The 23,508-nt window shown below is 50.3% G+C and carries 19 protein-coding genes and 1 pseudogene; 13 read left to right on the top strand and 7 right to left on the bottom strand.

Annotated features, from left to right (window positions below):
* Positions 1 to 64: 64 nt before the first annotated feature.
* The 5 genes from ilvD (at position 65) to can (ending at position 6,528) form a co-directional block, all read left to right on the top strand.
* On the top strand, positions 65 to 1,921 hold the full coding sequence (ilvD, locus tag C2M29_RS04425; protein WP_105188575.1) for a dihydroxy-acid dehydratase: 1,857 nt from the start codon (positions 65 to 67) through the stop codon (positions 1,919 to 1,921).
* Positions 1,921 to 3,483: a threonine ammonia-lyase, biosynthetic gene (gene ilvA, locus C2M29_RS04420; RefSeq protein ID WP_105188574.1), complete on the top strand. Its 1,563-nt coding sequence runs from the start codon at positions 1,921 to 1,923 to the stop codon at positions 3,481 to 3,483. The genes ilvD and ilvA overlap by 1 nt, the downstream gene beginning before the upstream one ends.
* A 30-nt stretch (positions 3,484 to 3,513) precedes the next feature.
* A complete protein-coding gene (locus C2M29_RS04415) occupies positions 3,514 to 4,587 on the top strand; it encodes an ABC transporter substrate-binding protein (protein ID WP_233998348.1) in 1,074 nt (357 codons plus the stop codon).
* Positions 4,588 to 4,654: 67 nt separating this feature from the next.
* The gene (locus C2M29_RS04410) at positions 4,655 to 5,851 is read left to right on the top strand and encodes a methyltransferase (protein WP_105188573.1); all 1,197 of its coding nucleotides are present in this window, start codon (positions 4,655 to 4,657) and stop codon (positions 5,849 to 5,851) included.
* 8 nt (positions 5,852 to 5,859) lie between these two features.
* Positions 5,860 to 6,528 (top strand): carbonate dehydratase, encoded by a 669-nt coding sequence (gene can / locus C2M29_RS04405; RefSeq protein ID WP_105188572.1) that lies wholly within the window; start codon positions 5,860 to 5,862, stop codon positions 6,526 to 6,528.
* Positions 6,529 to 6,576: 48 nt separating this feature from the next.
* Here the strand turns inward: can and C2M29_RS04400 are convergent, their stop codons facing one another.
* The 3 genes from C2M29_RS04400 to ubiK all read right to left on the bottom strand — a co-directional run bounded on the left by C2M29_RS04400 (position 6,577) and on the right by ubiK (position 8,789).
* Positions 6,577 to 7,239 (bottom strand): Bax inhibitor-1 family protein, encoded by a 663-nt coding sequence (locus tag C2M29_RS04400; protein WP_105188571.1) that lies wholly within the window; start codon positions 7,237 to 7,239, stop codon positions 6,577 to 6,579.
* A gap of 347 nt (positions 7,240 to 7,586) precedes the next feature.
* Positions 7,587 to 8,153, bottom strand: a complete 567-nt coding sequence (locus C2M29_RS04390; RefSeq protein WP_158684644.1) for a hypothetical protein — start codon at positions 8,151 to 8,153, stop codon at positions 7,587 to 7,589.
* Positions 8,154 to 8,516: 363 nt separating this feature from the next.
* Positions 8,517 to 8,789, bottom strand: a complete 273-nt coding sequence (ubiK, locus tag C2M29_RS04385; protein ID WP_105188568.1) for a ubiquinone biosynthesis accessory factor UbiK — start codon at positions 8,787 to 8,789, stop codon at positions 8,517 to 8,519.
* Between the two features lie 123 nt (positions 8,790 to 8,912).
* On the opposite strand from ubiK, the gene rep reads away from it, so the two are divergent.
* Positions 8,913 to 10,925, top strand: a complete 2,013-nt coding sequence (gene rep, locus C2M29_RS04380) for a DNA helicase Rep (protein WP_105188567.1) — start codon at positions 8,913 to 8,915, stop codon at positions 10,923 to 10,925.
* On the opposite strand, the gene C2M29_RS04375 is transcribed toward rep, so the two are convergent.
* From C2M29_RS04375 to elbB, 3 genes are all read right to left on the bottom strand, one after another.
* On the bottom strand, positions 10,897 to 13,467 hold the full coding sequence (locus tag C2M29_RS04375; protein ID WP_233998347.1) for a sensor domain-containing diguanylate cyclase: 2,571 nt from the start codon (positions 13,465 to 13,467) through the stop codon (positions 10,897 to 10,899). The genes rep and C2M29_RS04375 overlap by 29 nt on opposite strands.
* 121 nt (positions 13,468 to 13,588) lie before the next feature.
* The gene (locus C2M29_RS04370) at positions 13,589 to 13,981 is read right to left on the bottom strand and encodes a c-type cytochrome (protein WP_105188565.1); all 393 of its coding nucleotides are present in this window, start codon (positions 13,979 to 13,981) and stop codon (positions 13,589 to 13,591) included.
* Positions 13,982 to 14,158: 177 nt separating this feature from the next.
* On the bottom strand, positions 14,159 to 14,809 hold the full coding sequence (gene elbB, locus C2M29_RS04365) for an isoprenoid biosynthesis glyoxalase ElbB (RefSeq protein ID WP_105188564.1): 651 nt from the start codon (positions 14,807 to 14,809) through the stop codon (positions 14,159 to 14,161).
* Positions 14,810 to 15,385: 576 nt separating this feature from the next.
* Between elbB and polA the strand changes: the two are divergent.
* The 3 genes and pseudogenes from polA (at position 15,386) to C2M29_RS04350 (ending at position 19,697) form a co-directional block, all read left to right on the top strand.
* Positions 15,386 to 18,117 (top strand): annotated as a pseudogene (gene polA, locus C2M29_RS04360) (DNA polymerase I).
* A 448-nt stretch (positions 18,118 to 18,565) separates the two neighbouring features.
* On the top strand, positions 18,566 to 19,153 hold the full coding sequence (locus tag C2M29_RS04355; protein ID WP_105188563.1) for a YceI family protein: 588 nt from the start codon (positions 18,566 to 18,568) through the stop codon (positions 19,151 to 19,153).
* Positions 19,140 to 19,697 (top strand): DUF1285 domain-containing protein, encoded by a 558-nt coding sequence (locus tag C2M29_RS04350; RefSeq protein WP_105188562.1) that lies wholly within the window; start codon positions 19,140 to 19,142, stop codon positions 19,695 to 19,697. The genes C2M29_RS04355 and C2M29_RS04350 overlap by 14 nt, the downstream gene beginning before the upstream one ends.
* Here the strand turns inward: C2M29_RS04350 and yihA are convergent.
* Positions 19,655 to 20,302 (bottom strand): ribosome biogenesis GTP-binding protein YihA/YsxC, encoded by a 648-nt coding sequence (yihA, locus tag C2M29_RS04345; RefSeq protein WP_105188561.1) that lies wholly within the window; start codon positions 20,300 to 20,302, stop codon positions 19,655 to 19,657. The two genes, C2M29_RS04350 and yihA, sit on opposite strands and share 43 nt — an antisense overlap.
* A gap of 256 nt (positions 20,303 to 20,558) precedes the next feature.
* On the opposite strand from yihA, the gene C2M29_RS04340 reads away from it, so the two are divergent.
* The 4 genes from C2M29_RS04340 (at position 20,559) to C2M29_RS04325 (ending at position 23,499) form a co-directional block, all read left to right on the top strand.
* Complete coding sequence (locus C2M29_RS04340) at positions 20,559 to 21,191, top strand: c-type cytochrome (protein ID WP_105188560.1); 633 nt, start codon at positions 20,559 to 20,561, stop codon at positions 21,189 to 21,191.
* Between the two features lie 573 nt (positions 21,192 to 21,764).
* On the top strand, positions 21,765 to 22,421 hold the full coding sequence (locus tag C2M29_RS04335; RefSeq protein WP_105188559.1) for a class I SAM-dependent methyltransferase: 657 nt from the start codon (positions 21,765 to 21,767) through the stop codon (positions 22,419 to 22,421).
* A gap of 8 nt (positions 22,422 to 22,429) precedes the next feature.
* Positions 22,430 to 23,002, top strand: coding sequence for a Der GTPase-activating protein YihI (yihI, locus tag C2M29_RS04330; protein ID WP_105188558.1), 573 nt, complete (start codon positions 22,430 to 22,432; stop codon positions 23,000 to 23,002).
* Positions 22,999 to 23,499 (top strand): DUF2489 domain-containing protein, encoded by a 501-nt coding sequence (locus tag C2M29_RS04325; RefSeq protein WP_105188557.1) that lies wholly within the window; start codon positions 22,999 to 23,001, stop codon positions 23,497 to 23,499. The genes yihI and C2M29_RS04325 overlap by 4 nt, the downstream gene beginning before the upstream one ends.
* Positions 23,500 to 23,508 lie beyond the last annotated feature (9 nt).

Here is a 23,508-nt window from a genome sequence, read left to right as displayed (position 1 = left end):
CCATATTTTTTGGGAATGAGGAAAGTCGACACACATTGGTGTTCGCAAAACTATTGAGGTAGACATGGCTAAATTACGCAGTGCAACGACAACCGAAGGACGTAAACGAGCGGGCGCCCGCGCCCTATGGCGAGCAACTGGGATGACCGACAGCGATTTTAAAAAACCGATAATTGCCGTAGTAAACTCCTACACTCAGTTTGTGCCCGGGCATGTACACCTAAACCAACTGAGCGATTTAATGGCGCAGACCATTCGCGATGCCGGTGGTGTTCCCCGCGAATTTAATACCATAGCCATCGATGACGGCATCGCCATGGGCCATGGCGGCATGCTCTATTCGCTGCCATCGCGCGACCTCATCGCCGACTCGGTGGAATACATGGTCAATGCCCACTGCGCCGATGCCATGGTGTGTATCTCTAACTGCGATAAGATCACTCCGGGGATGATGCTTGCCGCATTGCGTTTAAATATCCCGGTGATCTTTGTTTCCGGCGGCCCCATGGAAGCGGGTAAAACCCGTTTGGCAAATATAGATATCAAGCTGGATTTGGTCGATGCCATGGTCAAGGGCGCAGACCCCACGGTCAGTGATGAAGACTCGGATCAGGTTGAACGCTCGGCCTGTCCTACCTGTGGTTCCTGCTCCGGCATGTTTACCGCCAACTCCATGAACTGCTTGCTCGAAGCCTTAGGTCTGGCTCTGCCGGGTAATGGCACCACCTTGGCAACCCACAAGGATCGCATGCAGCTTTATGTGGAGGCGGGTCAGCGCATCGTCGATTTGTGTAACCGTTTTTATGGCGACGATGATGCGTCTGTACTGCCGCGCAATATCGCCAACCAGGCGGCCTTTATGAACGCCATGACCCTGGATATCGCCATGGGCGGCTCGTCAAATACCGTGTTACACCTGTTGGCCGCGGCGCAAGAGGCCGGCGTTGATTTTGATATGGCGGACATCGACCGACTGTCCCGCAGCACGCCATTTCTCTGTAAAGTGGCACCCGCCACGCAGCAATACCACATTGAAGATGTGCACCGCGCCGGTGGCATAATGGCCATACTCAATGAGCTGGCCAAGGCCGATAAGCTCGATTTATCCGTTGGCCATGTTGCCGGCGAGAATTTGGCCGAGGTGATCGCCCGTTTTGACGCCACCGACTCGCAAAATACGCGGGCGCAGACCTTTTATCGCGCCGGTCCGGCGGGCATTCGAACCACCAAGGCCATGAGCCAGGACTATCGTTGGAATGAGTTAGACCTGGATCGTCAGCAGGGCTGTATTCGCAGTGTCGAACATGCCTTTAGCCAGGATGGCGGTTTGGCCGTGCTTTACGGCAACCTGGCGCCCAACGGCTGTATTGTTAAAAGCGCCGGCGTCGCCGAAGACATGCTGGTGTTTACAGGCACAGCCAAGGTTTATGAATCTCAGGATGATGCCGTCGATGGCATACTCGAGGGCAAGGTGCAAAAGGGTGATGTGGTGATCATTCGTTACGAAGGCCCCAAAGGGGGCCCGGGTATGCAGGAAATGCTTTACCCCACCAGTTACTTAAAGTCTATGGCTTTGGATAAAGACTGTGCCTTGATCACCGATGGTCGCTTTTCCGGCGGTACCTCCGGTTTATCTATCGGCCATGTGTCGCCAGAGGCCGCCAGTAGTGGCGCCATCGCCCTGGTAGAGGATGGCGATAAGGTCGTCATAGATATCCCTAATCGTGGCATTAACTTAGCCCTGAGCGAGGATCAACTGGCAGAGCGACGTGCCCAGCAAGAAGCTCGTGGTAAGCAGGCGTATAAGCCGCTTGATCGCCAGCGTGTGGTTACTCCGGCGTTAAAAGCCTATGCCTTGCTTGCCACCAGTGCAGACAAGGGCGCGGTGCGCGACTTGCAAAAGCTTGAGGAGTTAAGTTGATGGCGGCAAGCGAACTCGATTATTTTCGCGCCATCATTCAGGCCAATATGGAGCCCTTGGTCAAGGTGACCGAGGTCAGTGAGCTCAGTGCGTTAGAAGCAAAACTGGGCTCAAAAATCTGGCTTAAGCGCGAAGACCAGCAACCGGTTTATTCCTTTAAACTACGTGGCGCCTACAACAAGCTGAGCAAATTACCCAAGGGCTCCAAGGTGGTGACTGCCTCGGCGGGCAACCATGCCCAGGGGGTGGCACTGAGCGCCACCGAACTCGGTCATCAGGCAACCATAGTCATGCCACTGACCACGCCGCAGATCAAGGTCGATGCGGTGCGTAACTTTGGTGCTGAGGTGGTGTTGCATGGTCATCATTTTGATGCCGCCAAGGCCCATGCATTGGAACTTACCGAGCGCCAAGGGGCGGTGTTTGTCCCACCCTTTGACGACCCCGATGTGATCGTCGGCCAGGGCACCATAGCCCGTGAGCTGATGCAGCAGTTGCCAGAGCTCGATGCGGTGTTTGTGCCGGTGGGCGGCGGTGGTTTGCTGGCCGGGATGGCGGTCTATATTAAGTCTCTGCGTCCGGATATTCGCGTGATTGGCGTGGAAGCCGAAGAAAGCGCCTGTTTACAGGCAGCCATGAGCGCCGGTAAGCCGGTGGAGCTGGAGCGTGTTGGCAGCTTTGCCGATGGTGTGGCGGTGAAGATCATTGGCACCGAAACCTTTAGGCTGGCGCAGCAATTCTGCGACGAAGTAGTCACCGTTAGCGGCGATGAAATCTGCGCCGCGGTGCAGGATATTTTTGTCGGCACCCGCGCCGTCGCTGAGCCATCCGGAGCCTTGGCGCTGGCCGGTTTGAAAAAGTGGGTGCAAAACACCGGGGAGAAGGGGCTTAAGTTGGCGGCGGTGCTCTCCGGCGCCAATCTGAATTTTGATCGCTTGCGTCATGTCGCCGAGCGCACTGCGCTGGGTGAGAAAAATGAGGCCTTGCTGGCGGTCACCATCAAAGAAGAGAAGGGCAGCTTTAAACGTTTTTGCCAGTCCTTGGGGGGGCGTGCCATTACCGAGTTTAACTATCGGTATGCCGGGCCCGGAGAGGCTCAAATCTTTGTCGGCATTGGTTTGCGCCAGGGCGCCAGCGAGTTGCAAGAGTTACTGGCAGCGCTAGACGAGCAAGGTTACGACTATGTCGATATGTCGGATAACGAGCTGGCCAAGCTGCATGTGCGCTATATGGTCGGTGGTAAGCCCAGCGAGCAGCTTGCAGAGCGACTACTGCGCTTTGAGTTTCCCGAGTATCCAGGTGCCTTGGCGCGCTTCTTAGATACCCTGGGCAGCAAGTGGAATATTAGCCTGTTCCATTACCGTAACCATGGTGCCGCGACTGGCAATGTGCTCGCCGCCTTTGAGGTACCCGAGGTGGAGCAGGGTGCATTTAATCAGCATTTGCAGCGTTTGGGTTATCAATATATAGACGAAACGGAGAACCCTTGTTACCGGCAGTTTTTGGCTCATCGCCAGGGCCAAAGTAACGCGGCTGGCAATATCGGTGAAGCTTGCTTATAGTGGAGTAGTCAACGTAATCAGGGATGAATCGTGAACAAAATAACTGCATTCGCTAGCTATTGTGTTCGGCTGTTGTTGCTGTGCACAGCGCCTTGGGCTTGGGCCGATACGCCCACCGAGGTGACCCTGCAGCTGAAGTGGCAACATCAATTCCAGTTTGCCGGTTATTATGTTGCCAAGGAGCTGGGCTACTACCGTGATGCGGGTTTAGAGGTCAATATAGTGCCGGCGTCGCCAACGGACACGGATACTATGGCTAAGGTGCTTAGTGGTGGTGCTCATTTCGGTATTACCCACTCGGGCATTATCAAGCAAAGACTCGAAGGTAAGCCGGTGGTGGCACTGGCGGCCTTGCTGCAATCTTCTCCCTATTGTTGGCTGGTACGCAAAGACTCGGCGATTTTCAATCCCGAAGATTTTCAGGGCCAGCGTATTAGTCCGCTTACCAAGGGTGAAGACGCCGAACTGATGAGCCTGTTGGATCATCGTCAGGTCGATGTCGAGGTGGTGGACCATGTGGGCAAGTCCAATTTAGACGCCTGGCTGGCGCAAGAAATCGATGCCATGCAGGTGTATGTCACCAATGAACCTTATCAACTCAGCCAGATGGGCATAGATTATCGTCTGGTTTGCCCAAAACGCTATGGCCTGAATGTCTATGGCGACGTGCTTTTTACCTCGCAGCACCTGCTTGCCCATTCCCCCGAGGTGGTAGAGCGCTTTCATCAGGCGAGCATGCGCGGCTGGCGCTATGCCTTATTGAATCTCGATCAGGCTATTGCCATCACGCAACAACATTACGCGCCCAATAAATCCTTGGAGCAACTGGCATTCGAGGCTGATCAGCTCAAGCCCCTGATCATGCAGTCGGGCAACTCCATCGGCGCCATGTCCGATGCCCGTTGGCGGGTGATAACCGAGCTTTACCACCTGGAGCCGAAAAAGCTGGCTAAGCATTTTGACGGTTTTATTTATCGGCCGGCGCCACCGCACTCGCCGGTGAATTTATCTTGGATGATGGTGCTGGCTCTAGTGCTGATGCTGGTGGCGGTGCCCGCTTATATTCACCTGTTTTACTGCGCCCGCCATTCCAAGAAGGCATAGATTTACTGCGACGTGGCGGCACTAACTTTGCTATAATCGCCGGCAAATTGTTAACCGCCGTACCCTTATGTCAGCCTTGCTTGCGCACTTTGAAGCGCTGGATCATCTCTTATACCAAACCCGCCGTTACTGGCAGTGTGTGGCCTTTTCCTGTAGCCAATACCCCTGGCCCGAGCTGGCCCGGGTACTGGATGGTCTAAGCGATGAGCAAGTGGCGCAGCTTGAAGCCAAACCTCAACAGTTGCTGGCGTTTTTCCAATCCCACATTCCCGAATTGGCACAGCTGAATGAGCTGAGTATGTTGCCGCAACGTCACGGTGAAGCCGGTGAGCAACCGGCCTTACCCTTTTGGTTGAGCAATGGCATCAAGGGCAGAAAGCTCACTCAGCTACAGGCCTTTGTTGCCCATTTGCAGCCCGAAGAAAACGCCGCAACCCTGCTGGAGTGGTGTGCGGGCAAGGGTCATTTAGGGCGTCTGTTGGCACATCAATACGGTATCGGCGTACAGAGCGTTGAAATTCAGCCGCAGTTATGTGCCCAGGGAGAAGAATTGGCGCAGCGTTTTGCCTTGCCGATACGCTTTAACGTCGCCAATGTGCTTGAGGATGATTGCCAGAGTTGGTTGCGCCAGTGCGACCATGCGGTGGCTCTGCATGCCTGCGGCGGTTTGCATCAGGAACTGATGCGTCAGGCCAGCCGCTTGGGCACACCACGTTTATCTATTTCTCCGTGCTGCTATCATTTGTTTATCGACGGCGAGCGTTACCAGGCCATGAGCCAGGCCGCGAGGGCCAGCCAAAACAGCTTTTACAGCAGCGATCTGAAACTGGCCTTGCAGCAAACGGTGACCGCCGGGCAGCGAGTGCAGCGACTGCGCCAAACCGAGGTGCAATGGCGTCTTGGTTTTGATCAGCTGGTGCGCGATGTGTTTGCTCGCAGTGAGTACACTCCGGTGCCTTCGGTGGGCAAACAAGTATTTAGCGGCGAGTTTAAAGATTTTTGCCAGTGGGCGGCGGCGCAGAAGGGGTTAACCCTTCCCGAAGGCTTGAATTACCCGCATTATTTGCTCCTTGGCGCTGATCGAAAACACATGACGGATCGTATCGAACTGGTAAGACATCTGTTTCGGCGGGCAATTGAGGTTTGGCTCGTGCTCGATCGTGCTTTATATTTGCAGCAAGCAAATTATCGGGTGGATATTTTCGAGTTTTGTGAAGCGTCACTGACACCGAGAAATATCTTTATAGAAGCGAAATTAAATTGAGAGTTGTTGTGAAAAACTTAAGTCATCTTTTTGAAAACAATAAGCAATGGGCTAAGCGTACTACCGAACAAGATCCGGAATTCTTTAAGAAACTCTCAGAGCAACAAAACCCTGAGTATCTGTGGATTGGCTGCTCGGACTCACGCGTACCGGCAAACCAAATCGTTGATTTGATGCCGGGCGAGCTATTTGTGCACCGCAACGTAGCAAACGTGGTAGTGCACACCGACCACAACTGTTTGTCGGTCATGCAGTATGCCGTTGAGGTACTTAAGGTTAAACACATCATGGTGGTGGGTCACTATGGTTGTGGTGGTATTAAGGCAGTTCTAGACGAAGCGAAGTTCGGCTTGATAGACAACTGGTTGCGTCACGTGGGCGATATTAAAGAGCGCCATCTGGAGCTGCTTGAGCAAGCACCGGAGCAGGAGCGCCTCGCCCGATTAATCGAGCTGAACGTGATCGAGCAGGTGCGCAATGTATGTCGTACTAACATAGTGCAAGACGCCTGGGCGCGTGGCCAGGAACTAACGGTGCATGGCTGGGTGTACAGCCTGGAAAATGGCCGCCTGCACGACATGAATTCTGTGGCGCGTTGTCAGCAGGAGTTGGGTGACAGCTACAAAGAAGCCCTTGAAGACGTGGCTAAGCGTGTTCGTGGCGAGCTGACCGACTAACCTCGGTAAGATGATGAAAAAAGGGAAGCCATGAGCTTCCCTTTTTTGTTACTGCTTTCGCCCCAGTATGCGAAGGATGCGTAAGAACAGGTTAATTATATCCATATACAAGGCCGCAGCACTGTCTACGGCATTATCCAGGGTTTTCGGTATTTGGTTTGCTCGACCCCAGTCGTAGCCAATGTAACCACAAAAGATCACTGCGACGGCCCAATCGATCCACTCATGATGTATCCCCAGGACAAATATCTGAAATAGTTCGACCACTAAGACTGTCAGCAAGGCGATGCTTAATACTCCGAGAATGCGTTGGAAGAAGCGAGGGAACATGGAGCCCAACAGCATCATGATCAGGGTGACGCCGGCGGTAAGGCGAATCGCTTCAATCACCAGAGCCTCATTGTATTGCGCCACCACCATATTAACGATTAAGCCAAAGGGCACCACCACCAGGTTGTAACCGAGAAAGCTGACAACTGGTTTCTTCGACTCGTTAAAGAGCCAGACCCCGACAAAGCAGGAGGCAAAATAGCCGATAAAGAAGACCCAGGGGTTGATGGCCCACAGGGTTTGCGGGTCGATATTAACGACCAAAAACCAGTTTACAGAAAAACCCCAGAGTAAACACAGCCCTATGGTCAGATTGTAAAGCCCTGGGCTGATTTCTTTGTTGCTGGTGGCTCGTCGATTAAAAACATCAGACTCGAGCATGGATGTGATTTCCTTTTTCATTTGAGAAGCGAGTGGCTTTATTGGCTGTGCCACCCTATGGAGAGCGGGCAGTCTATAAATAGATGGAGGGGAAATCTATTAAAAACATCAATAAATCAATATGTAAGATTATTGGTGATATCTGTAAGTGGGGTTTTGCTCCAAAAGAATTTGCCGCGTTGGCGACGGCAACCAAAGGGCGGTTTGCGCCAACCGTCCCTTGGAAACTCCGCGAATCTAAACGGGAAGACCAATACCTGTGAATTTTGATTTTAATTATTGAATAGGGAAAAAGAGGGTTGGGGTTTTAGTGCAATGTGACACCGAGTACACAATTAGCGGTTTTTTTACTGAGTTGGCTCATATACATCCCGAAATCCATTGAAGGCTCGGACCTCTTCACAACTAAAGAAATTATGCATGTAGGTGAGCCCTAAGCTTCCAACTCCGGTATCCAAAAAATAACAATCGCCTTTTAACTTAACTCCCTTAAAAGAAGAGAAAAGCCAGGTTTTACCGTTAGTAACGTCAGTTAATTCAAGTGTGCAGAAGTTGAGAACACAACTTTTAGACTCAACTCGGACCTTATGTTTAGGAATGCTTTGGATGTACCTTGATTCATCTACGAAGTTGATTGCAGGTAAAAGAATCACAAGCAGGGTCGAAGGCAAAACGGATAAAGAGCCGCTTAGCACTACTCTCTCATGCTTGCTAGCTTCGCGGTTTAGAATTACACCTTGGTCAGTGAGGAAGTAGATAAACGAAAATATTACCAAGAATATAATAAAGCCTATGACCGCAACAGCAAGTAATCCATCTCTCTCTGTATAGGTTCCTTCAGCACTTAGTAACAGTGGCATCAAAAGCAACACACCAAAGAAGCCGATTATTTGTTTGATTGATGAACTCGTCAAGTATTCGTCCTTGCTTATTAGAGGGAACTGAAGACGCTTGTCTGCTGACAATTTCTATGTTCACTTAACAGCTATATAAATAACAAATTGCTATAGAATTAGCTAGTTTCGTCTTCCCAGGAGCTATATATCTTCAAGGTAATAAGAGTGACAGGCTAACAAAGCCAATGCCCTTAAATATGTAATTCGGTGTATCAGTGTTGTCTACTTACATTGCGTCCGAAACGGGCTTGCAACTGCTGGAAAGCTGGGGATGAAAAAAGGGGGACTGTGTTATTCCCCTTTTTTGTGAAGTCGTCACCATGACATAAAGTCAATTTAAAAGCGCAGTCAGCGCCACAGCCGGTTTGTAAGGCGGGAGCCTTATTCCGAACCTGCGTCCTTCGCTTGTGTCGCCAGTATGGCTTCAAGCGCAGCGACCTTCTCTTCCAACGCCGTTAACTTTTCGCGGGTGCGCACCAGTACCTGGCTTTGAATGTCGAACTCTTCACGGCTGACAAAATCCATCTCCGCAAGTTTGTTTTGCAATACCTGCTTGGTTTTGTTCTCAAAATTCTCGGCGATATCGCGCATGCCCTTGGGCATGTTGCTGCCGATCTGGCGGGCGATTTCTTCAATTTTGCTCGGGTTAATCATGTTCTGGCTCCTATCTTTATCTGCCCTAAGTGTAACTAATTTCCATAGCCCTGCCTATCATGGCTGTATCGTGGTCACAGATAGGCTAAAATAGCCGGTCCCATGTGATTTAGATTAGTGTTTATGAAGCTCAATCCCCAGCAAAATGAAGCGGTAAAGTACATTAGCGGACCCTGCCTAGTGTTGGCCGGTGCCGGCTCGGGCAAAACCCGGGTTATTACCAATAAAATCGCCCACCTGGTGCAAAACTGTCAGTATCAGGCGCGAAATATTGCTGCGGTGACCTTTACCAACAAGGCGGCGCGGGAAATGCGCGAGCGGGTGGCACAAACCCTGGGCAAGCAAGAGGCCAAAGGCTTGTGGGTGTCGACCTTTCACACCCTGGGTTTGGAGATCATTAAAAAAGAGCTGAAGACCTTGGGCTTTAAGGCGGGTTTTTCACTTTTCGATGATCAGGATACCAATCAGCTGCTTAATGAGCTGACCGCCGATGAATTGCAAGGGGATAAAGACTTACTCAATCTGCTGAAAATGCAGATTGGCGATTGGAAAAATGAACTCATCCTGCCGCCGCAGGCCATCGCCATGGCTAGAGAGCCGCAAAAGGCGCTGTTTGCTCAGCTCTATGCCCGCTATCAAACCCAGTTGCGCGCCTATAACGCCATGGATTTTGACGATCTCATTATGATCCCAACCCTCTTGCTCGGCTCCAATGCCGAGGTGCGCGAGCGTTGGCAAAACCGCTTCCGTTATCTGCTGGTGGATGAATACCAGGATACCAACACCAGCCAGTACCAGTTGGTAAAGCTCTTGGTGGGGCAGCGCGCCCGTTTTACCGTGGTGGGCGACGACGACCAGTCGATTTATTCCTGGCGTGGTGCCAAGCCGCAAAATCTGGTGTTACTCAGCAAAGACTTTCCCGGCTTGCGCTTGATTAAGCTGGAACAAAACTACCGCAGTGCCGGGCGCATCCTAAAAGCGGCCAACATCTTGATCGCTAATAACCCTCATGTGTTTGATAAAAAGCTCTTTAGTGAGCTCAATTATGGCGAGGAGATCAAGGTGATCGCCACCCGGGATGAGGAGCATGAGGCGGAGCGGGTGGTGGCGGAGATCATCTCCCATAAGTTTACCAAACGCACCAATTACAAGGATTACGCCATTCTTTACCGCGGTAACCATCAGGCCCGGTTATTTGAAAAGGCGCTAATGAGCAACCGCATTCCCTATAAGATCAGCGGTGGCATGTCGTTTTTCGCCCGTGCGGAAATCAAAGACATGATGGCCTACCTGCGCTTGTTGGTGAACCAGGATGACGACAATGCGTTTTTACGCATCGTCAATACCCCGAAGCGGGAAATCGGCCCGGTGACCTTGGAAAAGCTCGGCAGCCTGGCCAATGAAAAACACATTAGTCTGTTTGCCGCCTGTTTTGAGCCCGAGCTGGCTGGGCGTTTGCAGGGGCGTGGCTTTAATGCGCTGATGGGTTTTGCCCGCTGGGTGGTGGAGCTGGCGGATAATGCCCAGCGTAGCGACACCCTGGAGGCGGTTAAAGATCTGGTGCGCCAGATCAACTACGAGGCTTATTTGTATGAAACCTCGACCAGCGCCAAGGCCGCCGAGATGCGCATGAAAAACGTCTCCGAGCTGTACCGCTGGATCACCGATATGCTCACCGGTGATGCCGATAATGAGCCTTTGACCCTGCCTGAGGTGGTCACCAAGCTGGCGCTGCGCGATATGATGGAGCGTAATGAGGAAGAGGACGACAGCGATGCGGTGCAACTGCTGACTCTGCATGCCTCCAAGGGTCTGGAATACCCCTATGTGTTTATGGTGGGCATGGAAGAAGGCCTGCTGCCGCATCAGAGCAGCATCGATGAGGACAATGTCGAAGAAGAGCGGCGTTTGGCCTATGTGGGCATTACCCGGGCGCAGCAGGAATTGGTGATGACCTATGCCAAAAATCGCCGCCAATTCGGTGAGGTGATCACCCCGGAGATCAGCCGCTTTATTGAGGAGCTGCCGCAACAGGATCTTGCCTTTGAGGCGAGAAAGCCGCCGCAAAACCAGGAGCAGCGCATGCAACAGGGGCAGGCGCGGGTCGCTAATTTACGGGCGATGCTAAAGAAGTAAGCGTATCTAACGGCCCTTGTTGTGCCAGCGGCGAGCGTTGACCGACAAAGTATTCTATGCCCAGGCGCTCAAGCTTGTCGCGCTCGGCCAAGGCTTCCGGGTCTTTTGCTATTAGTTTACAGTTCGCCTGCTGGGTCAGCGCTAGTATGCCAGGCAGCATGCGCATATAGGCAGGCTCTTGCAGCAGGCGACGACTAAAGGTGTTACTTAGCAGCACGCAGTAGTAGGGGAATTGTGCCAACAGCCCTAGCTCACAGCGCTCCTTGGCGAAGTCATTCAGGCCGATGTCCACACCACTTTGGTACAGGGTCTCCAGATTGTGCAACTGCTTGGCACTGGCGCAACTCAATTCCGGTTCCTCAAACAGCAAACATAAATGCTCGATGTCATCTATCTGGCTCACCCAAGAATACAGACTTGGGAAATACTCATCTTCAAGCAACTGAACGGAACAAGGGAGCAGGGTTAAGCCTTGGTTATTATGCTGGGCAAAGCCTTGTTGCAATAGTTTGAGCTCTACCTGGGCCAGCTCATAGCGATCGCTGCTAAAGCGTTTAAGCTGCTCGAAACTGGTGCTGCCCAGTACCGGATGCTCGCCATAGGCGCTGAGCAAGTGGCAGATTGGTTGCTGGTCGGCAGCGAGCACCTGGCTGCTTTGAAAATGGGTGTGTAAGTCCATTAAATGGTGTTCGCTTTGGCTGTGCGTTTGCTCATCGCCATAGTTCAGCAGGGGATGATAAAACTCAAAGCGTCCCTTACCGCTTTGCTTGGCGTAATACATGGCGGCATCGGCGTCACGGATCACCTCGTCGATGTCACCGTAGTGCTCATGGCTAAAGGTAATGCCGATGCTGGCGCCGCCTTGAATGCAATTTCCCTGATGGCAAAAGGGTTGTTGCATCACCGCGATAATACGCTTGGCCACATCCTCTGCCTGCTGCTTTTCCTGCAGGCGCGACAGCAAGACGACAAATTCATCGCCACCCAAACGGGCGACCAAATCATGCTCTCGCACACATTGTTTTAACTTGGTGGCCACGGCAATCAGGAATTGATCGCCAAACTGGTGCCCGAGCTGATCATTGATGTCTTTAAACTTATCAAGATCGATAAAAAGTACGGCAAAGCTTTGCTCGGGTATGTGCTGAAAATGAGCCATGGTTCGTTCGAGCTGGGCGATAAAGAGGTTGCGATTGGGTAGCCCGGTGAGGGCATCATGGTGGGCATCATGATACAGCTGTTGTTCTATTTTACGACGCTCGTCTATTTGTAGTTGCAGATGGACATTGGCCTGGCGCAGCTCCTTGGTTTTCTCGGCCACACGCAGCTCCAGTTGTTGGTGGCTTTTTCTTAGCGCCTGCTGTGAGAGCTGGTTTTGTAAGACATTGGCAATTTGGTTGGAGACGTAAGCGATCAGTTCGACATCTTCTTGCACAAACTCATATTTATTGTTGTAGGCCTGACAGACTATCACGCCTATAACTCCCTGGGCGGTTTTCAGCGGCGCGCCGAGCCAGCTGGTGCATCGTCCGGTTTGGGTGAGCGCTCGGGTGCGTTCAACCAGGCCCTGCTCGCAAAGCCGTTCACCGCGCTCACGGCTGATCAACTGGCATTTTTTGCTGGTAAGCACTAATTCACTGTAGCCCTTGGCAAAGGGGCGGGGGCTAAAGTCCGGCTCGCTTTCATCAACGGCATAGGGAAAGGTCAGCCAGTTGTTGTCGCGATCATACAGGGCAATATAGAGGTTTTGGGCATAGGTGATGGTCTTCATGATTTGATGCACATGGTAATACACATCATCGATACTGATGGCCTGGGTGGCGAGATCGGCAATTTTAAACAGGGTTTGCTGGCGCTCCAGTGCTTTTTTGCGCTGGGCGATTTCTTCATTGAGGGCATGATTGCTTTGTGTCAGTGCCAGGGTGCGCTGCTCCACCTGCCGCTCTAATAGCTCGCGTTTTTTCACCCGCTCAATGGCGGTGGCCAAATACAGGGCGATCACCTCGAACAGCTCAATTTGCTCCTGGCTGTAACCTAGCTCTCGCTCGTAACTTTGCGACACCATGACGCCAATAACCTGGGTGTCTTGATAGATGGGCACTCCCAGCCAATGCTCAGAGCGGGTGCCGTGTAGCTTAAATTTACCTTCCGCCGCCGCCGCGGCCATGGTGGCGCGGTTAAAGTAGGCGGTGGCACGGGAGCGAAATACATAGCCGGTGAGGCTTTGTTCAAAATGTTGCTCGGTTAATTCCGGATGTGACTCTGTGTCTTTTTGATCAACGAAGTAAGACAGTTCGAGTAGCCCGGAGCTGGGGTTTTGTAACACTACATAGAAGTTTTTACTGGGGACATAGTCGGCGAGGAGTTGTCGGATTGCGGGATAAAAGGAGTTTAGATCCGGATGCGTACTGGCCTGCTCGGAAAGGCCGATCAGCGCATATTGAAGATGATGCTGATGCTTATATTTCTGCAGCAGTTCCTTTAACCGCTTGTTTTGCTTACGCAACTTAATTACCGAACACTCATCCACTGAACGTGCCACTAGGTTTTTGGCTAAATCTTAACCGTTGAATATTCCATCTTTTGTAACTCAGGTCAAGGTATTCAGATAACAAAAAGGGAGGCAAAGCCTCCCTTAAAACAATATGTTATGTGCTAAGCGCTTATTGCTTAGTCATAAATGCGATAGCGGCTTTGATCTCATCATCGGAGCAGTCCATGCAGGTACCGCGAGGTGGCATGGCGTTGAAGCCGTTGATTGCATGGTCAAGCAGAGTGTCTTCGCCCTTGGCTAGACGAGGCTCCCAGTCGGCCGCTGTTTTAGGTGCACCTAGTGCGCCAGAGCCGTGACATGCGAAACATGAAGCCTGATATACCTGTTCGCCGCTGCGAGGACCAGCAGGGGCGGCATCAGCGGCAGCCGTTTGACCAGCTAGATAAACTGCGCCAATAGGCTGAAGACGCTTCTTGATCGCTTCTTCGGTCATAGCGTTGTCTTGAGGCTGTGCGTATACAGCAGTGGATAACAATAACAATGCGGCAGATAATTTCTTCATGTTTCTTTGCTCATTCGGATGCTAGCGGTCAAAGCGACCGGGTGACGAAATATCGGCAAATTATAACCTCGCCAAACAATTTATAAAATGCCTAGCCTTTATTAATGTGTTAAAAAGTAGACATTTTATGCTTTAGCGCAAATTTTCACTTGCCTCTGGTTGATTATTGCTCAGTTATTAAACCAGGCTCAGCAACTTATTAATGGCCTTTTCAATGCCACTGGCCGCTTCCTTAATCGATCCCGCCAGCATATAAGCCGGAGTAGACACCACCTTGGCCTGCTCATCAACCACTATGTTATCTACGCTGCAGTCTACGTGTTCGGCGCCTAATGCGGTCAGTGCGGCGGCGGTATCGGCATCGTTACCTATGGTCGCCTTGGTACCTTGCGGATAGATATGGGCGATAATTGCCGGGGCGATACATAGGTAGGCGGCGGGTTTATGCTGCTCAGCGAAGGCCTTACATGCGCGCTCAACGTCGGCGTTCAGGCTGCTATTTGGACCTTTTAGGGCAAAGTCGCACAGGTTTTTTGCGGCGCCAAAGCCGCCGGGGACCACCAGGGCATCGTAGTCGTCAACGTTCAACTCTTTCAGATCAAGGATCTCACCGCGGGCAATGCGCGCCGCTTCTTCAAGTACATTGCGTGTTTGCGGCTGTTCTTCGCCGGTAAGATGATTGAGCACATGATGTTGATTAATATTGGGGGCAAAACACTGGTATTGGGCGCCAGCCAGGTCGAGATAAAGCAGGGTTAATACCGATTCGTGAATTTCGGCTCCATCAAATACACCACAGCCGCTAAGGATGATCGCTACCTTGGTCATAACTTGAGTTCCTAACTGAAAAATAACTAAAACAGTAAGGTAGCCAGCTAAGCCAGCTCCCGTCAATGCTCATTTATGCTTTATGAACGATAACTTAAGAGAAAAAAGTTATAAAGGATCGCTGGGATCTTTGATCCATTATGCTAGAATGCTTAGCTGGTTGTTTAGAAGGGTTACTCTAAAAGCCCCTTAGCAATAACCACTTTCCACAAAGGATTAAAAAAATAATAAGAAAATAAGATACGGAGTCTCTTCTTTTTTTCGCTTAAAAACAAAGAGTTAAATTAAATCTGATGTCAGTTTTATGACTTCGGAGGTTTTCGCGTGCTTTTTATCTACAAAGTTATCCACAGCTTATAATGGTGCATATGCGCCGTATTAGTGCATCCCACCGGCTACACTGAGCCGGTTTTCCCCGATCATGTGCCGGTGTGACCGGCAGCCAATGTTACGCAATCTAAAACCGGGCCTTAGAAGCCAATCTAAAGATCGTTTGAGTTATATTGCCGCTCGTTTTCTTAGTCGCCTTATGGCATCCTTTAGCCATTAGCAATAACCCTACTTGAGTGCTGAAAAATGGCGCAAATCCCTGAAAATCCGCTTATCTTAGTTGACGGCTCCTCCTATTTATTTCGTGCCTATCATGCGCCGCCACATTTAACTAATTCCAAAGGGGAGGCCACCGGCGCCATCTATGGTGTGGTAAACATGCTTAAGAGCCTGGTGAAGCAATACGACCCAACCCATATGGTGGTGGTCTTCGATGCCAAGGGCAAAACCTTCCGCAACGATATGTACAGCGAATATAAGGCGCATCGACCTCCTATGCCGGACGATCTGCGCAGCCAGATAGCGCCCTTGCACGAGATCATCCGTGCCATGGGTTTTCCGTTGATCAGTATTGAAGGCGTAGAAGCCGATGATGTGATCGGCACCTATGCCCGTATTGCCAGTGAACAAAAGCGCCACGTGTTGATTTCCACCGGTGATAAAGACATGGCCCAATTGGTAAACGAGCATGTCACCCTTATCAACACCATGACCAACAGTATTTCCGATCCCGACTCGGTAAAAGAAAAGTTTGGTGTTGGCCCGGAGCGCATTATCGATTACCTCGCTCTCATGGGTGATAAGGTTGATAATATCCCAGGTGTTGAGGGTTGTGGCCCGAAAACCGCGGTGAAGTGGCTGGACAAATATGATTCCTTACAAGGGGTTATTGATCATGCCGATGAGATCAAGGGCAAAATTGGTGAAAAGTTACGTAATGCAGTTAGCCAATTGCCACTGAGCTATGAGCTGGCAACCATTAAGCTTGATGTCGAGCTTGAATCCGATCTTGAGACGCTGAAATTACTTGAGCCGGATACCGATGCATTAATTAAACTATACGGTGAATGTGAATTCCGCCGCTGGCTCGCCGAGTTGCTGGATAAAGGCACGGATACCGACACGCATTTAGACACGCCTACTGATGCACAGGAAGTACCGAAAGCGGACGCCCATTATGAAACCATCTTGACCGAAGAGCAGCTGGATACCTGGGTTAAGAAGTTACAAGACGCCGAGCTGATTGCCTTTGATACAGAAACCACCAGTGTGGATTATATGCAGGCGCAGCTAGTGGGCATGAGCTTTGCCGTGGAAGTAGGCGAAGCCGCTTATTTGCCTATCACCCACGACTATCCGGGGGCACCCGAGCAACTGCCGCTGGAGCTGATCCTAGCCAAGCTGGGACCTATCTTAAGTGATAAAAATAAAGCCAAGGTTGGACAAAACCTTAAATACGATAAGAGCATATTGGCCAATGCCGGCATCGAATTTAACGGCTAGCCTTCGATACCATGCTTGAGTCCTACGTATTTAACAGCGTCGGCACTCGTCATGATATGGACTCGCTGGCGTTAAAATACCTGGGTCACAAAAATATCAGCTTTGAAGACATTGCTGGCAAGGGTAAAAAGCAGCTGACCTTTAACCAAATCGAGTTGGAGCAAGCCGCTCCGTATGCCGCCGAAGACGCCGATATTACCTTGCGTTTGCATCAACATTTATGGCCCAAGGTCGCCGCCGACGACAAGTTGAAATCGGTGTTTTGCGATATTGAATTGCCCTTGGTCGAGGTGCTTTCCGATATCGAGCGCACCGGTGTGGTGATTGACTCGCAGATGCTGGCGCAACACTCGCAACGTCTGGGTGAGCGCCTACAGGAGCTGGAAAAAGAAGCCTATGAGATGGCTGGCGAGGAGTTTAATCTGGGCTCGCCCAAGCAGCTACAAGCCATCTTATTCGAGAAGCTGGAACTGCCGGTGATTAAGAAAACCCCGAAGGGCGCACCCTCCACCGCAGAAGAGGTATTGCAGGAGCTGGCCCACGACTATCCGTTGCCTAAGTTAATCATCGAGCATCGCGGTTTATCCAAGCTCAAATCCACCTACACGGATAAGCTGCCGCTGATGGTCAATGAGAAAACCAAGCGGGTGCATACCTCCTATCATCAGGCGGTAACGGCCACCGGACGCTTAAGCTCGACGGATCCGAACTTGCAGAATATTCCGATTCGTTCGGAAGAAGGCCGCCGTATTCGCGAAGCCTTTATTGCAAGCCCTGGTTACAAGATCGTCGCCGCCGACTACTCGCAAATCGAGCTGCGTATCATGGCGCATCTATCTCAGGATAAGGGTTTGCTTAATGCTTTTGCCGAGGGGCTGGATGTGCACAGTGCCACCGCCAGTGAGGTTTTCTCGGTGCCGTTGGCAGATGTGACCAGCGATATGCGTCGTAAGGCCAAGGCCGTTAATTTCGGTTTGATCTATGGTATGTCGGCGTTCGGTTTGGCGCGCCAGTTAGATATTCCGCGCCATGAAGCCCAGCATTATATGGATAAATACTTTGAACGCTTCCCCGGTGTTTTAGAGTATATGGAGCGCACCCGTGAAAGCGCCGCCGAAAAGGGCTATGTGGAAACCCTCTTTGGTCGTCGTTTGCATTTGCCCGAGATCAACGCCCGCAACGGTGCTCGCCGTAAGGCCGCCGAGCGTGCAGCGATCAACGCGCCGATGCAGGGTACGGCCGCAGATATCATCAAAAAAGCCATGATCGCTGTACATCAGTGGGTAAAAGAACAGCCCAAGGACAGCGTGAAGATCCTGATGCAGGTGCACGATGAATTGGTGTTTGAAATCAAGGAGCAGAATGTTGCAGCCTACACAGAGCAAATTTGTGCGCTGATGGCCGCAGCCGCCGAGCTGGATGTGCCCTTGATCGCCGAAGCCGACAGTGGCGACAACTGGCAACAAGCACATTAAGTCAAAATAAAGGGGGGAGCGTCGGCTCCCCTTATTCTTTCTTTTTGCCCTTTTAACCTCACTTTGCCAATTTAGGCTGGGTGCCTGCGAAAAATTTTTGCAAAAACTGTTCAATAGTTAAGCTTTTGTTAAATTGTATAATATTTGGTATTTTTTGGTTTATAAGGAATTAAATATGCGCATAAAGGCGGCGAGGGCGTTTATTTATGGGGGGTGATTTGGTAAAGTCCGCCCGTCCTCATCCTGTAGGACATCCTGTTGATGATGTGCCACTCGCCTGGCGATGGTACAGCGTATTGATAGCTTCTCCCCAGATTGCTATAACCGGCTTGCTAATTGGTAAGCCGGCTTTTTCTTCCTATATTAACTTTCGCCGTTATCTCAATTACACTCTAGTTCTAGGATCCAACTTACCCTAGGTCAATCTCGCTAATTAAGGAACTGCGTTATGTTTAATTCGATTACTCGTACACTTTTGCTCTCCGCCGCGCTATTCGGTGGTGCTCAGGCTCATGCCGATTGGCAGGTGGCCAATGACCAAAGCCGTGTGAATTTTGTTTCCGTTAAGAATAACCAAATAGCAGAAAATCATTACTTTAAGCAGATTTCAGGGGTGTTGAGCGACGCCGGTGAGTTTAATTTAACCATAGACCTGGCCAGCGTGGAAACGCAGATCCCTATTCGCAACGAGCGCATGCAGAAGATGTTATTTAACACCGTAGAGTTTCCTGCATTAACTTTGCAGGCGGATGTTAAAGCGCTTTTGGCCGAGCTTAAGCAACAAGGTAGCGCGCAAGCCAACCTGGACGCGACCGTCAGCCTGCATGGGAAAACGCAAACCGTTAATATCGATCTGCTGGCCAGCCTGGATAAAAACAATAATATCCAGGTAAGCTCAATGGCCCCGGTATTGGTAAAGCCTGCTGATTTTGCCCTGACCTCGGGCATTGACGAGTTGCAAAAAGTGGCCGGGTTGAAATCCATTACCCGCGCCGTGCCAGTCTCTTTTGTGCTGACCCTGAATGAGTCAAAATAACGATCCTTTAGCCTCCTTGTCGCGTTTGATCGAACAGCAAAGCGCGCCGATGGAGCAGTGGCAGCCGCAGGATTGCGGCGCCATTGACATTCATATCAGCGCCGATGGTGTTTGGCATCACCAGGGCAGTGCCATAAAGCGCATGCCCTTGGTGCAATTGTTTGCCAAGGTGCTGTGCCGCGAGCAGGGTCAGTATTACTTAAAAACACCGGTTGAAAAAATGGCCATCAGCGTTGCCGATGCGCCCCTGCTGATCGTAGATTGGCGTCTGCAAGAGTTGCCGGAGCACGATGCCGAGCATCCGCTGGTGATTTGCCGTGACAATATCGGCCGTGAGTTCATAGTCGGTGCAGCGCACCCTTTGCTGGTACGCAAAGATGCACAAGGCCAGGAAGTGCCTTATTTGCAGTTGCCTCATAATGTCGAGGCCAAGATTTCGCGGGCGGTATTTTATGCGTGGGCTCAGGAGTTGGTTGAGACCACGCAGCAGGAATTTGTGATTTACTCTGGAGCGGCTTCGTTTTCGCTCGGCGGGTTAACCTGAACCGGGCCCAAAAACCATTCATCAAGCTGTTTTTGCAGCTCGTTCAAGCCGGTGCCTTTGAGGGAAGAAAAGGCGTGTACCTTGATAGACTCGGAGACTTCGGCCAGCTCTCGACGCACCTTAAGTACTTCGGATTTACGCTTACCCTGTTTGAATTTATCGGCCTTGGTAAGCAGCGCCAACACCGGAATATCACTGCCGGTCGCCCACTCGATAAGTTGTCTATCCAGATCTTTTAACGGATGACGAATGTCCATAAGCACCACCAAGCCTTTTAGACTTTGGCGTTTTTGCAAATATTCACCTAAAGATTTCTGCCACTTCTTTTTCATTTCGATAGGAACTTTGGCAAAACCATAGCCGGGTAGGTCAATTAAGCGTTGATCTTCGCCTAAGGCAAAGGCATTAATCAACTGGGTACGGCCCGGAGTTTTACTGGTTCGCGCCAATTTCTGCTCGGTAAGGGTATTGAGCGAGCTAGACTTTCCGGCGTTTGAACGCCCTGCAAACGCGATTTCAATACCAGTATCTTCCGGTAATTTAGTAATATCCGGGGCGCTGGTGATGAATTGCGCTTGGGTGTAATTGACACGTGATTTAGCCACATTGACTCCTGAAGTGAGGGGCTCGAAACTGATCTAAGGGTTATTTTATATCAGTTTGGGGTGAACCTAAAGGCTCTCCAACCACAGGATAAATTGATTTAAATCCAGTTCACTTCAATTTTTTTCCTTAAAACCCCGCTTTTTATAAGTTTAATATGGGTAGAAAACGTGCCAGAGAAATTTTTATCGTGTAGAATAGTGCCATTGCATCGAAACGATTGTATTGAAATACAGGGTCTGGAACAGAGAATTTACCATGAAGAAATTAGCACTATCTTTAACTTTGCTAGTTGGTGTGTTGAGTGCAAACAACGCAGCAGCATTCGATGGCGACATTAACGCTGGTAAAGACAAATCGGCTACATGTGCTGCTTGTCACGGCGCAGATGGTAACGCCCCAGTTAATATGTACCCTAAGATTGCGGGTCAGCATGCAGAGTACATTTACAAGCAATTGAAAGAATTCAAACTTGGCATGACTTCTGGCGGCAAAGAGGGTCGTATGGATCCTGTTATGAGTGGCATGGCTATGCCACTGAGCGACCAAGACATGAAAGACTTGGCTGCTTACTTCTCATCTTTACATATGTCTGAAGGCTCAACTCCTGAAGACGTAGTGGAAGTTGGTCAAAAACTTTACAAAGCCGGTGATGCCGAGCGTGGTATTCCTGCCTGTGCAGCGTGTCACGGTCCTCGTGGTAACGGTACCTCATTAGCAGGTTTCCCTAAGGTGTCTTTCCAGCATCCTGAGTACATCAAGAGTCAGCTTGAGAAGTTCCGCAGCGGTGTGCGTGGCAATGACCACAACGGCATGATGCGTGATATCGCGATGAAGCTAACCGATAAAGACATTGAAGTACTTTCTAAGTACCTTGGTGGTCTGCACTAAGAACTCTCCTGCCTAGAGTAGACCTCTTAGCAGCGACAGCTTAGTTAAATATTTAAAAAAGCAGCACTAGCTGCTTTTTTAACGGCTCTTTTTAAATTGGGATATGTCTTACTTGATTGTGAGATATTGACCATAGTTTTATGTGAGTTATTGCTCAAATAAAATGGATAATTAATGCTAACTTAATGAAAAGGTTAGGGTTAGTTATAACTGAATAGGTGTTTTTTAATAAAAAGGTTATAAATTAGTTGTAACTAATTTATGAGTCAGTAAATTATCTGCTGTCGCAACAAAGAATTACAACAGGGATCAGAGCATAGGAAGCGCGACAAGCTAGTGCGCTAGGGGAGCATCGAAAGATGCACCACAAGGAAGAAATAGAAAGCGTTAGGAAGACCGAGAAAAATAAAGCAATACACGGAAGAAAAATAAAAACAATACGGAAAGTAATAATAAAAATAATAAATACAGACTGATAAAAAAGTCGAAGGGAGAAGTGTCCAATAGTAGTTGGCGCTCGAGTTATCCGGCGGTAGAGTTTTGCTCTACCGCCTTTTTATTTGTCCTGTTACAATGCGCACCATGAAAGCGATCTCCTGCCCCTTGTGCGACAGTGCGCAAACCAGCCATTATCATCAAGATAAAGTACGCGACTATTGGCAATGTGCCGGTTGCGCCTTAGTGTTTGTGGCCGCGCATCAGCACTTAAGTGCAGCCGATGAAAAAGCCATCTATGATCAGCACGAGAATGACCTCGCCGATGAAGGTTATCGTCGCTTTCTTACACGGATTTTTACGCCCTTAAATGAGCGCTTATCGACGGCCAGTTCAGGTTTGGATTTTGGCTGTGGTCCGGCGCCATTATTGGCAACCATGTTGCAAGAGCAGGGGCATACCGTGGCCTTGTATGATCTGTATTACCAGCCTAGGCAAGAGGTATTACAGGCTCGCTATGATTTCGTTTGTAGTACCGAAGTGATCGAGCACCTAGCACATCCGCAGCAGCAATTGCACTTGTGGCTAGAATTATTGCGCCCAGGTGGGACGTTAGCGTTAATGACAAAATTGGTGATCGATGTACAACGCTTTGCTACCTGGCACTACAAAAATGATCCGACGCACATTGCCTTTTATAGCAAAGAGACCTTTGCTTATATTGCCGAGCGTTTTGGATTAACCCTTGAATTTATCGCGGCCGATGTCATCTTTTTAACAAAGCCCGCAACATAGAGAACGCTATGACCAGAAAGAAGAAGTCACGCAAAGTCATTAACAATGGCACCGCGCGCTTAAGTAAAGACAAACTAAGAGAGCTTCGTGCGCTAAAAGAGATGCGCACCAAGAAAAAGAAAAAGGGTGCCCAGGCGGGTAACCGTAATTCGCAGCTATTAAAGGTGGAAAGCACTGAGGCTAAGGGCAGCGTCAATAGCGATAAGCGTGTTGGCAGTAAAAAGCAGGTGAGCCTGACCCCTGAGGCTGTGACAGCACAGCCGCAAAAGCCGCAGGTACGTAAAGACCTTAAACCGCAGGCGGTGCTCAGCACCTACAAAGAGCCGGAGCTAACACCGGAGCAAGAGCTGGAACAGTTGGAGTCCGATGAGCGCCTACTGGCCTTGATTGAGCGCCACGATAATGGCGAAATCCTGCAAGGCAAAGATGCCAAGTACTTTAATGCCAAGGTTGAGCGCCATCAGCAGCTGTGTGAAATCCTCGGCTTGGATGACGATTTCGAGGACGATGAAGACCTGCTTGATGATTATATGAATGATTCTTTGGCCAACGAATGGCTTGATGACGAGGATGAAAAATGAATGGCCTGTGGATCATAGCTCTAGTTATTGGCGCCTTGATCATTGCCGGCCTGGCATTTTATGCCGGTCGCTTATTGTGGCAGGTGCGTGAGCAAAATCAGCGCCTGGCAAAACAGCAGGCCGAATATGCGCAAAAGCGCGCCGCCCGTAACGCTAAGCTCAGCGATAGCATTAACCTGATCGCCAAGGCCATGAAAGAGGGTCAGTGTGAATATTCAGAGGGGTGCTTGCGGGTATGGGTGTTGATGAGTCAACACACCAGTGCCCAGGAGCTTGACCTGGAAGTGGAATACCCAGGTGTTTTTGCTATGTATGAGGCGGTTAAAGACTTGCCGACCCATGAGGCGCGTAAAAAGTACTCGAAGAAGGAAATCTTTAAGCAAGACAGTGCCCGTTGGCGTAAAGAGCAGGAGCTTGAAGAGCAAATCCTGGTCGACAGTGAAAAGCTGGTTCTCCAGTTTTCCGCCGACCCGAATACCAAGCATGTATTTATGTAAACATCTGCG

It is taken from the genome of Pseudoalteromonas sp. T1lg48, assembly GCF_002964785.1.
In the GTDB taxonomy this organism is placed as follows: Bacteria; Pseudomonadota; Gammaproteobacteria; order Enterobacterales; family Alteromonadaceae; genus Pseudoalteromonas.
Note: the sequence above shows the minus strand (reverse complement) of the source record. Positions and strands in the feature narration are given on the sequence as shown.

Coding starts and splice junctions, on each gene's coding strand:
- ilvD (WP_105188575.1), top strand. CDS start 65: ATGGCTAAATTACGCAGTGCAACGACAACCGAAGGACGTAAACGAGCG.
- ilvA (WP_105188574.1), top strand. CDS start 1,921: ATGGCGGCAAGCGAACTCGATTATTTTCGCGCCATCATTCAGGCCAAT.
- C2M29_RS04410 (WP_105188573.1), top strand. CDS start 4,655: ATGTCAGCCTTGCTTGCGCACTTTGAAGCGCTGGATCATCTCTTATAC.
- C2M29_RS04400 (WP_105188571.1), bottom strand. CDS start 7,239: ATGCTCGAGTCTGATGTTTTTAATCGACGAGCCACCAGCAACAAAGAA.
- ubiK (WP_105188568.1), bottom strand. CDS start 8,789: ATGATTAACCCGAGCAAAATTGAAGAAATCGCCCGCCAGATCGGCAGC.
- rep (WP_105188567.1), top strand. CDS start 8,913: ATGAAGCTCAATCCCCAGCAAAATGAAGCGGTAAAGTACATTAGCGGA.
- C2M29_RS04370 (WP_105188565.1), bottom strand. CDS start 13,981: ATGAAGAAATTATCTGCCGCATTGTTATTGTTATCCACTGCTGTATAC.
- elbB (WP_105188564.1), bottom strand. CDS start 14,809: ATGACCAAGGTAGCGATCATCCTTAGCGGCTGTGGTGTATTTGATGGA.
- C2M29_RS04355 (WP_105188563.1), top strand. CDS start 18,566: ATGTTTAATTCGATTACTCGTACACTTTTGCTCTCCGCCGCGCTATTC.
- C2M29_RS04350 (WP_105188562.1), top strand. CDS start 19,140: ATGAGTCAAAATAACGATCCTTTAGCCTCCTTGTCGCGTTTGATCGAA.
- C2M29_RS04340 (WP_105188560.1), top strand. CDS start 20,559: ATGAAGAAATTAGCACTATCTTTAACTTTGCTAGTTGGTGTGTTGAGT.
- C2M29_RS04335 (WP_105188559.1), top strand. CDS start 21,765: ATGCGCACCATGAAAGCGATCTCCTGCCCCTTGTGCGACAGTGCGCAA.
- yihI (WP_105188558.1), top strand. CDS start 22,430: ATGACCAGAAAGAAGAAGTCACGCAAAGTCATTAACAATGGCACCGCG.
- C2M29_RS04325 (WP_105188557.1), top strand. CDS start 22,999: ATGAATGGCCTGTGGATCATAGCTCTAGTTATTGGCGCCTTGATCATT.